Annotated in this window: 13 protein-coding genes; 7 read left to right on the plus strand and 6 right to left on the minus strand. The window is 74.4% G+C overall.

Annotated features, from left to right (window positions below; genetic code table 11):
* Positions 1-57 precede the first annotated feature (57 nt).
* Both ACGFI8_RS17130 and ACGFI8_RS17135 read left to right on the plus strand, forming a co-directional pair.
* Positions 58-1,680, plus strand: a complete 1,623-nt coding sequence (locus tag ACGFI8_RS17130; RefSeq protein ID WP_392805680.1) for an ATP-binding protein — start codon at positions 58-60, stop codon at positions 1,678-1,680.
* Positions 1,677-2,333: a response regulator gene (locus ACGFI8_RS17135; protein ID WP_392805683.1), complete on the plus strand. Its 657-nt coding sequence runs from the start codon at positions 1,677-1,679 to the stop codon at positions 2,331-2,333. The genes ACGFI8_RS17130 and ACGFI8_RS17135 overlap by 4 nt, the downstream gene beginning before the upstream one ends.
* A 7-nt stretch (positions 2,334-2,340) precedes the next feature.
* Here the strand turns inward: ACGFI8_RS17135 and ACGFI8_RS17140 are convergent, their stop codons facing one another.
* Positions 2,341-3,630: a condensation domain-containing protein gene (locus ACGFI8_RS17140; protein ID WP_392805685.1), complete on the minus strand. Its 1,290-nt coding sequence runs from the start codon at positions 3,628-3,630 to the stop codon at positions 2,341-2,343.
* Positions 3,631-3,944: 314 nt separating this feature from the next.
* Here ACGFI8_RS17140 and ACGFI8_RS17145 point away from each other — a divergent pair, with 314 nt between their 5' ends.
* Positions 3,945-4,172 (plus strand): S1 RNA-binding domain-containing protein, encoded by a 228-nt coding sequence (locus ACGFI8_RS17145; protein WP_392805688.1) that lies wholly within the window; start codon positions 3,945-3,947, stop codon positions 4,170-4,172.
* A gap of 63 nt (positions 4,173-4,235) precedes the next feature.
* On the opposite strand, the gene selB is transcribed toward ACGFI8_RS17145, so the two are convergent.
* The 4 genes from selB to ACGFI8_RS17165 all read right to left on the minus strand — a co-directional run bounded on the left by selB (position 4,236) and on the right by ACGFI8_RS17165 (position 8,587).
* A complete protein-coding gene (gene selB, locus ACGFI8_RS17150) occupies positions 4,236-5,972 on the minus strand; it encodes a selenocysteine-specific translation elongation factor (RefSeq protein WP_392805691.1) in 1,737 nt (578 codons plus the stop codon).
* 56 nt (positions 5,973-6,028) lie between these two features.
* Entirely contained in the window at positions 6,029-7,300 is a 1,272-nt protein-coding gene (selA, locus tag ACGFI8_RS17155; protein WP_392805693.1) for an L-seryl-tRNA(Sec) selenium transferase, read from the minus strand.
* Between the two features lie 85 nt (positions 7,301-7,385).
* Positions 7,386-7,994, minus strand: coding sequence for a VOC family protein (locus tag ACGFI8_RS17160; RefSeq protein WP_392805696.1), 609 nt, complete (start codon positions 7,992-7,994; stop codon positions 7,386-7,388).
* A 14-nt stretch (positions 7,995-8,008) separates the two neighbouring features.
* Complete coding sequence (locus ACGFI8_RS17165; protein ID WP_392805698.1) at positions 8,009-8,587, minus strand: hypothetical protein; 579 nt, start codon at positions 8,585-8,587, stop codon at positions 8,009-8,011.
* A gap of 204 nt (positions 8,588-8,791) precedes the next feature.
* Between ACGFI8_RS17165 and ACGFI8_RS17170 the strand changes: the two genes are divergently transcribed.
* The 4 genes from ACGFI8_RS17170 (at position 8,792) to ACGFI8_RS17185 (ending at position 13,911) form a co-directional block, all read left to right on the plus strand.
* Positions 8,792-10,792: a sensor histidine kinase gene (locus tag ACGFI8_RS17170; RefSeq protein WP_392805701.1), complete on the plus strand. Its 2,001-nt coding sequence runs from the start codon at positions 8,792-8,794 to the stop codon at positions 10,790-10,792.
* Positions 10,789-11,454 (plus strand): response regulator, encoded by a 666-nt coding sequence (locus ACGFI8_RS17175; RefSeq protein ID WP_392805704.1) that lies wholly within the window; start codon positions 10,789-10,791, stop codon positions 11,452-11,454. Before ACGFI8_RS17170 ends, ACGFI8_RS17175 begins: the two co-directional genes overlap by 4 nt.
* 129 nt (positions 11,455-11,583) lie before the next feature.
* Positions 11,584-12,381 (plus strand): alpha/beta fold hydrolase, encoded by a 798-nt coding sequence (locus tag ACGFI8_RS17180; RefSeq protein ID WP_392806392.1) that lies wholly within the window; start codon positions 11,584-11,586, stop codon positions 12,379-12,381.
* Positions 12,382-13,152: 771 nt separating this feature from the next.
* Positions 13,153-13,911, plus strand: a complete 759-nt coding sequence (locus ACGFI8_RS17185) for an SDR family NAD(P)-dependent oxidoreductase (protein ID WP_392805707.1) — start codon at positions 13,153-13,155, stop codon at positions 13,909-13,911.
* On the opposite strand, the gene ACGFI8_RS17190 is transcribed toward ACGFI8_RS17185, so the two are convergent.
* Positions 13,892-14,662 carry an enoyl-CoA hydratase-related protein gene (locus ACGFI8_RS17190; protein ID WP_392805708.1) on the minus strand — a complete coding sequence of 257 codons (771 nt, stop codon included), beginning with the start codon at positions 14,660-14,662 and terminating at the stop codon, positions 13,892-13,894. The genes ACGFI8_RS17185 and ACGFI8_RS17190 overlap by 20 nt on opposite strands.
* Between the last annotated feature and the right edge of the window lie 15 nt (positions 14,663-14,677).

The raw sequence follows: 14,677 nt of genomic DNA on the forward strand, positions 1-14,677 counted from the left end.
CGTATTGCTCGTTTTGCTCATGGACCCGTCCGGCCCGTCCGGCGGTACGCTCCGGCTATGTTTCCCCTGCGTTACGGCCGCTTCGCCCGGCAGGCGCTCGCGCTGCAGGCCGGCGTGCTGCTGGTCGTCGTGGGAGTCGGCTTCGCGTTGGTCAGCTGGCTGTTCGACGACGAGCTGACCCAGCAGTACGGCACCCGTGCCCTCGCGGTCGCCAAGACGCTCGCCGCCGACCCGGCGATCGCCGCCGCGGCCGCGGCCGACGACCCGCAGGGCGTGCTGCCCGCGCGCGCCGAGTCGGCCCAGGACGCGAGCGGCGCGCTGTTCGTGGTCATCACCAACCGCGACGGCATCCGGCTGGCGCACCCCAACCCGGACCGCATCCACGAACCGGTCAGCACCGACCCGTCCGCCGCGCTCAGCGGCCACGACACCATCAACGTCCAGCGGGGCACGCTCGGGCTCTCGGCCCGCGGCAAGACGCCGCTGCGCGCCGCGGACGGCACGATCGTCGGCGAGGTGAGCGTCGGCTTCCGCATCGCCGACGTCCGCGGCCACGTCGCCGGCGAGCTCGCCGACGCCGCCCTGTTCGCCGGCGGCGCGCTGCTGCTGGGCATCATCGGCGCGGCGCTGCTGACCCGGCTGCTCAAGCGGGTCACCCTCGGCCTCGAACCGCACGAGCTCGCCGAGCTGGTCCAGGAGCGCGAGGCCGTACTGCACGGCATCGGCGAGGGCGTCCTCGCCGTCGACGCCGGCGGCCGGGTCTCCGTGTGCAACACCGAGGCGGCCCGGCTGCTGGGCCTGTCCGAGCCGGCCGGGCGCAGCGTCGCCGGGCTGAGCCTGCCGGCCCGCCTGCGCGAGGCGATCGAGTCGCGCGGCCCGGCCGACAACCTCATCACCGTCGCCGGCGACCGGGTGCTCGTCGCCAACTACCGCGTGGTGCGCCGAGAGGAGCGCGACCTGGGCGGCGTGCTGACCCTGCGCGACCGCACCGACCTGGAGAACGTCACCCGTGAGCTGGAGTCGGTGCGCACCCTCAGCACCGCACTGCGCGCGCAGCGGCACGAGTTCGCCAACCGGCTGCACGTGCTGTCCGGGCTGCTGCAGAACGGCCACCAAGCCGAGGCCCTGGAGTTCCTGCACGCCGTCTCCGACGCGGCCGCGCCCGCCTCCGGCAACACGCTCGACGACCCCTACCTGCAGGCGTTCGTGGACGCCAAGACCGCCGAGGCCGCCGAGAAGGACGTGCGCCTCACGCTGGCCGACACCAGCTGGGTCGGCACCCGCATCGCCGCGCCCGTCGAGGTGACCACGGTCCTCGGCACGCTGGTCGACAACGCGCTCGAGGCGGCCCGCCGCGGCGCTCGCCGGCCGGCGTGGGTGGACCTCGCGCTGCTCGAGGACGCCGGCACCCTGCACATCTCGGTCGTCGACTCGGGCGACGGCGTGCCCGCCGACCTCACCGGCCGCATCTTCGACGCCGGCGTCTCGACCCGCGACGACGACGCCGGCCCTGCCGCCTCTGCCGCCTCTGCCGGACGCGGCCTCGGCCTGGCGCTGGCCCGGCAGGCGGCCCGGGGGCTCGGCGGCGACGTCCGGCTGGTCGCGCCCGGCGGCGACGGGCACGGCGCCGTGTTCGAGGCCCGGCTGCCCGGCGCGCTGCAACCGGCGGTGCCCGCGTGACGATCCGGGTGCTCGTCGTCGAGGACGACTTCCGGGTGGCCCGGATGCACGTCGAGTTCACCGACCGGATCGGCGGCTTCGCGGTCGCCGCCACCGCCCGCACGGCCTGCGAGGCGCGCGAGGTGCTGGCCGCCCAGCCGATCGACCTGGTCCTGCTCGACACCTACCTGCCCGACGAGTCGGGCCTCGACCTGCTGCGCGAGCTCACCGTCGACACCATCATGCTCACCGCCGCCTCCGACGCCGCGACCGTCCGCGCCGCCTACGCCCGCGGCGCGCTGAACTACCTGGTGAAGCCGTTCACCGCGGAGCAGCTCACCGACCGGCTGGTCGCCTACCGCAACTACCGGGCCGTCGTCGCCGTCGAGCGCGGGCTCGGCCAGGACGAGATCGACCGCTGCTGGCGGGTGCTGCACGACGGCGACCGGCCGGTGGCGCCCAAGGGCCAGTCCGCCGTGACGGTACGGCTGGTCAGCGACGCGCTGCGCCGCGCGGGATCGCCGCGCACCGCCGCCGAGGTGGCCGACGAGCTCGGCATCTCCCGCGCCACGGCCCAGCGGTACCTGGCCGTCCTGGCCCGCGACGGCATGGCCGAGGTCCGGCTGCGCTACGGCGCCACCGGCCGGCCGGAGCACCGGTACCGCTGGGCGTGACGGCGCTTCAGCCGGCGATGCGCTCCATGGCGCCCATCAGCTCCTCGGCGGTGGCGGGGGAGAGGTGCGCGGCGTCGAGGTACAGGCTCAGCCGCAGCGTGCCGGGCGCGTCGTCGACGTGCACGAACAGCGGCTCGAACGACGGGGCGTCCTGGGCGGTCACCCAGCGCAACGACGACTCGCCCGGCTCGATCGGCGCGTCGTCGCGCGACGGGCCGCGACGGTCGTTGAAGTAGCAGCCCAGCTCGATGTCGACGCCGCGCTCGGCGGCTACCCGCGCCACCAGCCGCTCCATGCCCGTGTGGTGGAAGTAGGCGTACTTGTAGGCGGCCATCGTCACGCGGCGGGTGCGCTCCAGCAGCTCGCCGAACGGCGCGCCCGCCGCCTGGATGCTCAGCAGCCCGGCCTGGGCCAGGGTGCACACCACATCGGCCAGGCCGGGGCGGAAGCGGTTGCTCACCATCGGGCGGATCACCACCGGGTCCACGCCGGTGACCGAGGTGAGCGCGCCCGCGTACGCGGCCAGCAGCACCGTCGACGTGTCCAGCCCGGACCGGGCCGCCCAGCGGCGCGCGGCCAGGCCCAGCGCCGGCGAGGTGAACTCGCCGTGCCAGTACCGCGGCGACTCGACCGTCGCGGGGCGCGGGAAGCGATCCGGCGCCGCGGTGCGCAGGATGCCCTCCCAATACCGCTGTGCCGCCGCGTCGTGCCGCTGCCCCGCCGGGGATGCCTGCCACTGCGCCTGGGCGAGCGGCTGCAGCCCGCGCACCGGCGTCGTGGTGCGCTCGGCCACCTCGGCCAGCATCGTCATCGCCCCGGCGGCATCGGTGACGAAGTGCGACACCAGCACCGCCAGGTGGGTGAGCGCGCCGCCGCTGCGCACAACCGCCATGCGCAGCGGCCACTCGGTGGCGAAGTCCAGCTGCTTGGCCCGCCACCGCTCGCAGACGTCCTCGGCGACCCGGGCCGGGTCGGCGTCACCGGCGTCGACCATCTCCAGGTCGATCTCGCCGGCGGCGTAGACGACCTGGGTCGGCGTGCCGTCGGGGTCGAAGCGCAGCAGTGTGCGCATCGGCTCGTAGCGGCTCACGAGGTACCGCAGCTCGGCCGCGACCTCGTCCACGGTCGTGCCCTCCGGCAGCGGCTTCACCCCACCCAGCGGCAGCCACGTCCCCTGCTTGACGATCGCCGACCAGTTCTCGAGCTGGCCCCACGACAGCGGTCCGCACCTCGGTGGGCCGCCGGCCGCCCCCTCGCCCTGGAACCCGACGCTGATCCGATCCGGCGCAGCACGCATCGCCGGCCCTCCCATCCCATCGTGACGGCAGTGCACGACCTCTCGACCCGGCCGGCATCGGCGCGCGGCGGGCAGAGGCGGCCTGCACAACGTGGCGGGTCGCAGCAGGGCGCATCGGCGTTCGTCGTAGCGTACGGAAGCGCCTTCCTCGGCACCATGCGCCGGATGTACGATTGCGCCATGACTGCCGGGTCGGCCAAGCGCCGTGAGTGGAAGTTGCGCCCGGCCATCGCTTGACCGCCCCGCGGGCCCGCGGCCCGCCGCCTCCTGACGCACGACCTCAGCGGAGTCTGCGTAGAAGGGAGGTGAAGTGCATGACCCGCTCTGCGAACTGGGACGACTTCGTGTCCCGGCACGGCGTCGGGGACGTCGTCGACGGCCTCGTCACCAAGCTCGTGCCCTTCGGCGTGTTCGTCACCGTGCACGGCGACATTCCCGGCCTGCTCGTGACCGAGGCCCGGCCGAAGGTCGGCAGCACGCTGCCCGTGCGCGTGAAGGAGCTCGACGGCGCCAAGCAGCGCATCGCGTTCGAGACCGTGTGAACGGTCGCGGGGTCTCCGGCGCGCCGGAGACCCCGCCATCCCTCAGGCGCCCCTGACCTCCGGTCAGGCCCCGGCGTCCGTCGTGTGACGGCCGTCGGGCAGGCGCCGGGTGGCGCCGCGACGGTGCAGCAATTCCAGCAGCGGTACCGCCACCCGCCGCGTCGTCCCGAGCGCCTGGCGGGCCTCGCTCAGCGTGAACGGCTGAGGCAGCGCGGCGAGGCGCTCGACGGCGGCCTCCACGGCGCCGGGCAGCAGCACGATGCCGTCGGCGACGCGCAGCAGCAGGCCGGCCTTCGCGGCGGCGCCGAGCTCCTTCGGGCCCAGACCCAGGGCGGCGAGGCGGTCGCTCTCCGGTGCGACGAACGGGGCCTCGGCCAGGCCGGCCCGCACGGCGTCGATCGCGCGCCGCAGCCGCTCCGGCAGGCGCTGCCCGGCCCCGATGCGTCCATTGTGGATGGTCAGCGGCGGGGTCAGGAGCCGCTCGACGAGCGCGCGGTCGGGCAGGTCGAGGCGGCGGCGGATCGCGTCGACCGGGGGGTCGGGGTCGACGGGGTGCGCCTCGGCGTACCGGCGGACCTCCGACGCCAGCCGCGTGCGCAGCTCGGCCTCGTAACCCGGGTCGAGCAGCCAGCCGGCGCCGGGCGCGGGGATGCCCATCCGGGCCAGCTCACCGGCGTGCACCAGGCGCCGGCGGCGCAGCTCACCGGCGACGTCCGGGCGACCATCCATCGTGGACAGTTCCAGCGCCCGGGCGGCGGCCGCGCCGCGGCGGCGCAGCTCGGGCGGGGCGACGTCGAGGACCGTCACGCCGCCCGGCACGCGGTGCAGGCCCGGGTCGCGCAGCAGCGCCCGGTCGCCGGCGTGCAGCGGCAGGGCCCGGTCCAGGCGCAGGCGCGCGGTGTCGGTGCCGAGCGGGCGTACCCGCGCCGGGACCGCGGCCGAGCCGATGTGCAGCACCACCGACGCGGGCAGGCCGGCGACCGGTTCGCCGTGCACCCGCACGTCGACGAGGTCGGTGAACACGAACCGTCCCGGCGAGACCAGCGCGTCGCCGCGGGCCACCGCGGAGCGTTCGACCCCGCGCAGGTTCACCGCCACGCGCGCCACCGCGTCCACCGTGGACACCGGCTCGCCGAGCGACTGCAGGCCGCGGACGTGCACCGCCGCGCCGTTGAGCTCCAGGTCGGTCTCAGCGGCCAGGCGGCCGGCGCCGAGGGTGCCCGTCACGACGGTACCGCTGCCGCGGATGGTGAAAGAGCGGTCCACCCACAGCCGGACCGGCGCGTCCAGCTCGGGCCGCGGCAGGGCGGCGCCGAGCCGGTCCAGCGCGGCGCGCAGCTCGTCGAGGCCGGCCCCGGTCACCGCGCTCACCGCGACCGCCTCGACGTCGCCGGCCGAGGTCTTCGCCAGCTGCGCCAGGGCCTGCCGGGTCGCCGGCTCCGGGTCGGCCAGGTCGGCCCGGCTCACCACGAGCAGCGCGTGCGGCACGCCGAGCGCGTCCAGGGCCGCCAGGTGCTCGGCGGACTGCGGCTTCCAGCCCTCGTCGGCGGCGACGACGAGCATCGCGGCCGGCACCGGCCCGACCCCGGCGAGCATGTTGGGCACGAACCGCTCGTGCCCCGGCACGTCGACGAACGCGACCGTGGCGCCGGAGGGCAGCCGCGTCCAGGCGAACCCGAGGTCGATCGTCATGCCGCGGCGCCGCTCCTCGGCCCAGCGGTCCGGCTCCATCCCGGTCAGCGCGCGCACCAGCGTCGACTTGCCGTGGTCGACGTGCCCGGCGGTCGCGATCACCCACATCGGCGTTCAGTCTTGCCCTCGTCCCCGTGCTGGGGCGTGCCGCGCGGCATGGCCGCTCACCGTCCGGCGGCGCGCAGGATCGCCGCCGCCACCGTCTTGTCCTCGTCCTCGGGCACGCACCGCAGGTCGAGCAGGAGCCGCTGCCGCTCGACCCGCCCGACGACCGGCGGATCGCCGAGCCGCAGCGCCCCGGCCAGCTCCTCCGGCAGCGCCAGCGCCGCCGAGGGCAGCTCCACCTCCGGCGCCCCACCGCCCCCGACCACCGCCACGGTGTCGACGACCTCCGCCGGCAGCCCGCCGAGCGCCTCCCGGACCGCCTCGGCCCGCCGGCGCAGCCGCTCGACCGGCGCCCGCAGCGCCCGCCACGTCGGCGTCTCGGGCCCGAGCAGCGTGGCCTCCAGCGCGGCGAGCGTGAGCTTGTCGACCCGCAGCGCGCGGGCGAGCGGATGCCGCTGCAGGGCCTGGACGAGATCGGCCCGCCCGAGCAGCAGCCCCGCCTGCGGCCCGCCCAGCAGCTTGTCGCCGCTGGCGGTGACGAGGTCGGCTCCGGCACGCAGTACCGTGGCGGCGTCCGGCTCATCGGGCAGCAGCGGGTCGGCGTCCAGCAGCCCCGACCCGATGTCGACCACGAGCGGCACCGGCAGATCCTTGAGCCGCTCGACCGCCACGGCGGAGACGAACCCATGCTGATAGAAGTTCGAGGGGTGTACCTTGAGGATGAATCCCGTCTGCGCCCCGATCGCCGCCCGGTAGTCCTCCAGCGAGGTCCGGTTGGTCGTGCCGACCTCACGCAGCCGCGCCCCCGTCGACACCAGCAGATCCGGCAGTCGAAACCCGTCCCCGATCTCGACCAGCTCCCCGCGGCTGACCACGATCTCCTTGCCGGCCGCGAGCCCGGTCGCCACCAGCACGAGCGCCGCCGCCCCGTTGTTCAGCACGTGCACGGCCTGGGCCGCCGGAACGGCCTCGGCGAGCGCCCGCATCGCCCCTCGCCCGCGCCGCGCTCGCCGCCCGGACTCCAGATCGAGCTCGACGTCGGTGTGTCCCGCGGCCGCGACGACCGCCTCGACGGCCGCCCCCGACAACGCCGCCCTGCCAAGATTGGTGTGCAGCACCACGCCGGTAGCGTTGAGTACGGGACGCAGCCCGCCCTGGCGCTCCAGCCGTCGCAGCACCGCCTCGACCACCTCACCCGGTGGCAACTCGCCGCGCCTCACCCGGTCAAGCTCGTCACGGACGACGCCCCGGGCCCGGTCCCGCGGAAACGCCGCCAGCCGCGGATCACCGAGCACCGTATCGGTGCGCGGCACCGCTCGTCGCGGATCCACCCCGCAGCCCTCACCTCTCGCTCGACGTGCTGCCCGTTCGAACGTTAGCAGCGGTAATGGTTCGGGCTTGCAGGCGACGGCGAAGTCAGCCCGGGAGATCCTCCGGGCGCTTGGCGGCAAGCTTGCCGTGCAGCAATCCAGTGGACTGGCCGACCTCGATGAGGTACCCGTCCGGATCCCGCATATAGCAGCGGATCTCAGCTTCGCGGTCGATCGGGGGTGTCACGAACGCTGCACCCTTCGCCCTCCACTCCGCATAGCAGGCCTGGATGTCAGCGACCCGCAGGTTCAGAAAGATCGAGGTGGTGTTGCCGGGCTGATAGTCCACCACTGAAATGTCTGGTTTGTCGGGTGTGGGCGGCCCGCCGGGGTTCATGATGATCCATGAGTTGGACAGCCGGACGATGCACGGGTTCTCATCCAGGACGACGGTGCCGCCCAGAACGCGCGAGTAGAAGTCGCGAGACCGCGCTACCTCGCGGACGGTGATGAACAACGTCACCAGGATGCCCTCGGCGGGCGCGGGGAGGTTGGCAACGTCGATGCGCGGCGTAGGTTCTGTCACGAGTTGCGGCTGCCCCCTGATCCTCAGTTCGAACTCGGCTGCATGGGGCAGATCGAGGGGCAGCCACGTGAGCATGCGCCCGACGCCCGGCGGCTTCACGATCCGGCTGACCGCCGGCCCGCCGTACACCGGCTGAGCACCGGTCAGTGTCCGGCGGTCACGGTCCGGGGTGTGACCGTCGCGATCGCGATCGCCACGGCGGCCAGCAGCAGCCCCGAGGCCTTGAACCCGAGCGGCCCATTGTCGCCCACGGGCCCGCCGACGATCCAGGCGACGGTCAGGGTCGGGCCGGCCCACCAGGGCAGGACGTGTGCGCGGACGGACGCGATCGCGAAAAGGATCAGGCCGAGGAAGGTGGTGAAGGTGCCGAGGACGTACACCGGGCCGAGCGAGTTCTCGGACCGGGTCACGAAGGAGGCCAGCAGGCAGACCACCACCGCGACCGTGCCGACCGCGGTGACGAGCAGACCGATCCGGCCCAGGCGCCCGTCCCGGCCGTCCTGTGCGCTGTGCAGGCCGGCGACGATCAGCAGCAGGCCGGCCATCAACGGCAGCCCGTCGAGCGTGTAGAGGTAGTCGGCGGTCGAGGTGAACGCGTCGTTGGACGTGGGGACGAAGAAGTCGAAGACGGCGAGGACCACGCAGGCGAAGCACAGCAGCGCGGCGCCGATGGTCACTACGCGGGGCGCGGTACGGGGTGCCGCTACGGGTAGGGCATTCATGGGGATCTCCCTGTCAGGGGGGTGGAACGTGACGACCTGGCTGACGGTAGGTGCGGGCGGGCCGGCGATCGTCAGGCCGCGCGCCGAGCGCCGGTCCGCTGTACGGGTCCCGGTTTCGCTGATCCCGAATCCGCCCGCGGGTGGACCCGGACTCCGCCCGTGCGCGGACGCGACGGTCCGGAAACGTCCGTATCGTGCGAGGGGATGGACGCCCGGACCCGACCGCTGTACCGCGCCGACGTGGTGATAGCCGCCGCGCTCACGGTGGCCATGTCGGCCGCCGCGGCCATCGGCGCGACGGGGCCGGTCTCCGGGCTCGGCACCGCGGTGGTCGCGGCCGGCCTGCTCGCCCTCGGCGCGCGCCGGCGGCGACCGTTCGCGGCCGCGGCGGCCGTGGGCGTCGTGGTCGTCGTCGAGACCGCCGCCGCCCCGGCGGCCATCACGGCGCCGGCCTTCCTCGCGCTGATGGTGGCCAGCTACTCGGTGGGGGCGCACGCCCGCGGCGCTGCCCTCGCCGGTGGGGTCGCGCTCGGCCTGGCGACGGTCGCCGCAGCCCACCTGCTCGCGCCGCCGGAGGGGTACTCGCATGCCGCCGCGATCTCGTTCTTCGGCGCCACGCTGGTGCTGGCGCCGGCCGCCGTCGGCGGCGCCGTGCGCACGGCCGGCAACCTGAGCCGGCGGCTGCGGGCCAGCACCGAGGCGATGCGGACGGGCGCGGCCGTCCGGCTCGCCGACCAGCGCGCCGCCGACCGCGCGCGGATCGACGCCGACATCGAGCGGATCGTGCTGAGCGGGCTGGAGCGGATGCGCGCCCACGCCGCCGTGCGAGACCTGGCCGACGTCACCGCCCTGCGTGACCACGGACGGGACGTGCTCGGCCGGATGCGCGGGCTGGTCGGGCAGCTGCGGCAGGCCGGCGACGACGAGACACCGCGGGAGCCCGGACGGAGCGTGACCCAGCTGCGTACCCAGGTGAAGCGGGTCCTGTCGGCCGGCGCCGCCGACGGGCTGCCCCCGGCGGTGCTCCGGCTGCGGTGGAACCTGCTCACCATGGCCCGCACCGATACCGTCCTGATGGTCGCTGCCGGCGTGTACGCCCTGCTCGTCATCGCCGGGCAGCTGGCGGATCCGCAGCCGACGGGTCAGCGGCTGCTCGCCTGCGCCGCCGGGGCCGCCGCGGCCGTCCCGCTCGGGTGGGCGCGGCGGTGGCCGCTGACGGCCACCACGGCCGGCATGGTCGCGGCGACCGCGTTCACCTGGCTGACCCCGCACGCCGACCCGCTGGGCGGGCTGGTCGCCGGGGCGATGCTGATCGGCTTCCCGCTGGTGGCCGGCGCGGCCGGCGACCTGCCGGTGGCGGTCGCCGCGCTGATCATCTGCCTGTCGGCCACCGGGGTGGCGGTCGCGGTCAGCACCGCCCCGCGACCGGCCTGGCCCGACCTGCTCTCCTCCGCCGCGATGGCCGTCGGCAGCTGGGCGGCGGGCCGCGTGCTGCGGGCCGGCGCGACCGCGCTCGCCGACACCGCGGCCGCCCGAGCCGCCGAGGAACAGCGGCAACGAACGGCGCTGCGCCGCGCGGTCGACGAAGAACGCGCCCGGGTCGCGCGGGATCTGCACGACGCCGTGGGGCACGCGATGACCGGCATCGTGCTGCAGGCGACCGCGGCCGCGCGGGTGTGGCACAGCGAACCCGCGCTGGCCGCCGGCCACGTCGACGCGCTGCGCGATTCCCTCGGCGAGGCCCTGGACCAGCTACGGCCGCTGGTCGCCACCCTCGCGCTCGGCGGCTCGGCCACGCCCGGGCTGGCCGCCGTCGCCGCCCTGGTCGACCGGGCCCGCGCCTGCGGGCTGCGGTCGCGCCTGCTCATCGAGGGCGAAGGCAACGGCCAAGGCACGGGCGCGCCGCTGGACGCGGCGGTCGACGCGGTCGCGTACCGGATCCTGCAGGAGGCACTGACGAACGCGGCCCGCCACGCACCCGGCGCCGAAGTCGTCATCCGCATCGGCCACGGCCCCGACACCGTCGTCGTCGAGGTGCGCAACGACGCCTCGCCGTACCAGGCGGCGAAGGCAACCGGTACCGGGCACGGTCTGCGCGGCATGGCCGAGCGGGCGTCCGGCTGCGGCGGCACTCTACGGGCCGCCGCCACCACCGGCGGAGGCTTCCAGGTCCGCGCCGTGCTGCCGCGGGCGGTGCCGGCATGACGGGCACGGCGGATCGGCCGCTGCGCGTCCTGCTCGCCGACGACCAGTCGCTGGTCCTGGCCGGGCTGCGCACGATCCTTTCCGCCGAGCCCGACATCGACGTCGTGGGGCAGGCCCGCGACGGGTACGAGGCGGTCCGGCAGGCCCGGGAGCTGCGCCCGGACATCGTGCTCATGGACATCCGTATGCCCGGAATGGACGGCGTCGCGGCGACCGAGCAGATCCTCGCCAACCCCGCCAACGAGGCGCGCGTCGTCATGCTCACCACATTCGACCTCGACGAGTACGTCTACGCGGCGCTGCGCGCCGGGGCCAGCGGCTTCCTGGTCAAGGACATCCCCGACGACGAGCTCGTCGCCGGCGTGCGCGCCGTCTGCCAGGGCGACACCCTGCTCGCGCCGTCGGTGACCAGCCGCCTCATCGAGGCCTACGTACGCCGGCCGCCCGCCGGCACCGCGGTACCCGGCGCCGACACCCTGACGCCGCGCGAGGTCGAGGTCTGGCGGCTGGTGACCGCGGGCCGCTCCAACGCGGAGATCGCCGCGGACCTGTTCCTCGGTGAGTCGACGGTCAAGACCCACGTCTCCCGGCTGATCGCCAAACTCGGCGCCCGCGACCGCATCCAACTCGTCGTGTTCGGCTTCGAAAGCGGCCTGCGCTGACCTCTATTTGCGAGCCGAACGACGAGCAGCTCCGCGCCCGCCGAGGCGCCTTCGACGTAGCACAGTCCGTGCGAAGATCGGCACATGCAGCCACAGCAACGTCCTGTCCACGTTCGCGGCCCCGGCGACCTGCTCCGCGTCGAGCTCCACCACGGCGACGTCACGCTGTCCTGCCTGATCGGCGGCCCGCGCCGCGTTCCGGTGGTACTGCTGCACGGCCTGGCCGGCGGCGCCGAGGAGTTGCGCCCGACGGCCGAGGCCCTCGTGGGCCGCCACCGCGTGCTGGTGCTGGACCAGCGCGGCCACGGCCACAGCACCCGCCGCCCGGACGACCTCTCCCGCCGCGCCTACGCCGCCGACGTCGCCGAGGTCATCGAGCGGCTCTGCGACGGCGGCCCGGTGGTGCTGGCCGGACAGTCGATGGGCGGGCACACGGCGATGCTGGTGGCCGCGTGGTACCCCCACCTCGTCTCGCGCCTGGTGATGCTGGAGGCCGGGGTCGGCGGCACCGAGCCCGGCGACGACTACCCGGACCGCCTCGGCCGCTGGTTCGCCTCCTGGCCGGTGCCGTTCCCGGATCGGGCGGCCGCGGTCGAGTACCTGGGCGCCACCCCGACGGCGCGGGCGTGGGCGGCCGACCTGCAGGAGCATCCGGACGGGCTGCGGCCCCGGTTCGACGCCGACGTCATGCGGGCCGCGATCGCGCCCGTGGCCGCTGAGGCCCGCTGGGCCGAGTGGGCCTCGATCCGCGTGCCGACGCTGCTGGTGCGGGGCGAGCGCGGTACGGTTCCGGCCGCCGAGGATGCCCGGATGCGCGCCGAGCGCCCGGACGTCCGCCACGCGGTCATCCCCGGCGCCGGCCACGACGCCCACCTGGACGCCCCGGAGGCCTGGCTGGACCTGCTGACCGGCTTCCTTCAGGCCTGACGGGCGGCCGCGTACGACCGGGATCAGGTCGTGCCGCGGTCTACGGGAGGGCGTCGGCGCGCCGGACGAATTCGATGACCCCGCCAAAGGTCAAGTGCACACTCGTCGACTGATCAGCAGGCCAGGCCAAGGCCGCTGTGTCAACGATAACGTTGAAAGATTGGCGAACCATCTGCTGGTCTCTGTAGGCGGACTTGACCCGCTGCAGTCAACGCCGGTGTTGACATTTGTTGTGATCAAGCTTAGGTTTCGGCTGCCCGGCAATGCACCGCACATGCGAAGACACCGGGCACGCGGGCCCGCCACTCGCGGGTGGTCCCGAATTGATGGCTCAACCTCGTCACCTACGTCGTCCTGCTGCTCACGTTGCTGCTGCTGCCGGAAGGTCTGTTCGGCATCCGTGTTGTCAAGCGAGTCTGAAAGGGGACACGGCGTGTTGACCTCACAACCAAGGGACGACCGGTGGGTGGCGCGGTGTCTCGTCGTCGTGCTGGTCGCGCTCACGCCGTACGTGAGCGCGACGCAGACCGCGTACAGCCTGCTCCTCTACAACTCGTTCCTCTTCGCGTCCGCGGTGCTGGGCGGGATCTTCGCGCTGCCGTCCGCCCGCCTTGCCGCGCTTTACTTCGCGTTGAGCACACTGGCCGGGCAGGCCATCCTGGTCGACCTCGCGCAGAACTACCAGCGCCGCGTGGGCCCGATCGCTGACCCTGCTGCGCTGCGGCCGCGCAACGATCAATCCGTCCGTGAAATCCCAGTAAAGGAGGCCTCGTGGAGGTCGATGGTGTTGCGGCGCTCGTCACCGGGGGCGCGTCCGGGCTCGGTGCGGCCGCGGCGGCGGCCCTCGTCGATGCCGGGGCCGATGTCTACTGCCTGGATCTTCCCGCTGCGATAGCCGCCGCGGACCGGCACCCAGGGGTGACCTACTTCGGCGGCGACGTGACCGACGACAACGACGTGACCGACGCCGTCGCGGCGGCCGGCGGCGGGGGCCGGCCGTTGCGGCTCGCCGTGAACTGCGCGGGCATCGCGCCCGCGGCGAGGATCGTCGGCCGTCGCGGCGCACACGACATGGAACTCTTCCGGAAGGTCGTCGGCATCAATCTCGCTGGGACGTTCAACGTGATGTCGCGCGCCGCGCTCGCCATGTCGGCGACGAACCCGGACTCCTCCGGCGCGCGCGGCGTCATCGTGAACACGGCGTCCATCGCAGCGTTCGACGGCCAGATCGGCCAGGCGGCATACGCCGCGTCCAAGAGCGGCGTCGTGGGACTCACCCTTCCGGCGGCCCGGGAACTGGCGGCCAAGGCGATCCGTGTCGTGGCCGTCGCGCCCGGTGTCATGGACACGCCAATGATAGCGGGCATGAGTGAGGAGGTCCGCTCCGGTCTGGCCGCGAGCGTGCCGTTCCCGTCGCGACTGGCCAGCCCCGAGGAGTACGCCCGGCTCGTGCTGGCCGTCGTGTCGCTGGACTACCTCAACGGCGAGGTCATCCGCTTCGACGGCGCGCTCAGGATGGGCGCCGCCTGATGGAGGCCCGCACGCCCTCGAGTCCTTGGAGGAAGGCGGGCCGCCCGACCGACCATTCCTGGTCGACGGCCTCGAGTTCCAGGGCGTCGCCGTGCCGGAGCAGGCCGGGGGCGGCGCGGACGGCGCCGACGAGCCGTCGGACGTACTCCGGTTCGAGGCCTGCCAGGCGCCGCAGGCGTTCGAGCGTGGCCGGAAGGAGGCGGTCGGCCGGTACGACGTCGGCCACCAGCCCGTCCCGGAGCGCGGCGGCCGCGTCCCAGGCCTCCCCGAGCAGGACGCCCAGCATCGCCCGTTGTGCACCCACCGCCCGGGAGAGCATCCAGGTGTGACCGCCGCCGGGGAGGATGCCGAGCTCGCTGAACCGGCAGACGAAACGCGCCGAGTCGGCCGCCATGCGGATGTCGCAGGCCAGCGCGAGGTTGAAGCCCGCGCCCACGGCAACGCCGTTGACGGCACCGACGGTGAGCAGCGGCGAGTGCAGGATCCGCAGGAAACCGCCGTAGACCGCGCGGATCAGGCTGAAGTCGCCGGCCGCCGCCCGCTCCAGGGTGGCCAGTTCGGCGCCCGCACAGAAGGCCGGGCCGGCGCCGGTCACGACGACCGCCCGGACCTCCGGCTCGGACTCCAGCTCGTCCATCGCTTCGCCGATCTCGGCGACCAGCGCGGAGGTGAGGATGTTGCGGCGGTCGGGGTCGTTGAGCGTGAGCACGGCGGCGGCGGCGTGACGTTCGACGGTGACAAGGCTGGGCATCGGGTCCTCCGGGAT

Origin of the sequence: Dactylosporangium sp. NPDC048998, from assembly GCF_043197855.1 — a bacterium.
Taxonomy (GTDB): Bacteria; Actinomycetota; Actinomycetes; order Mycobacteriales; family Micromonosporaceae; genus Dactylosporangium.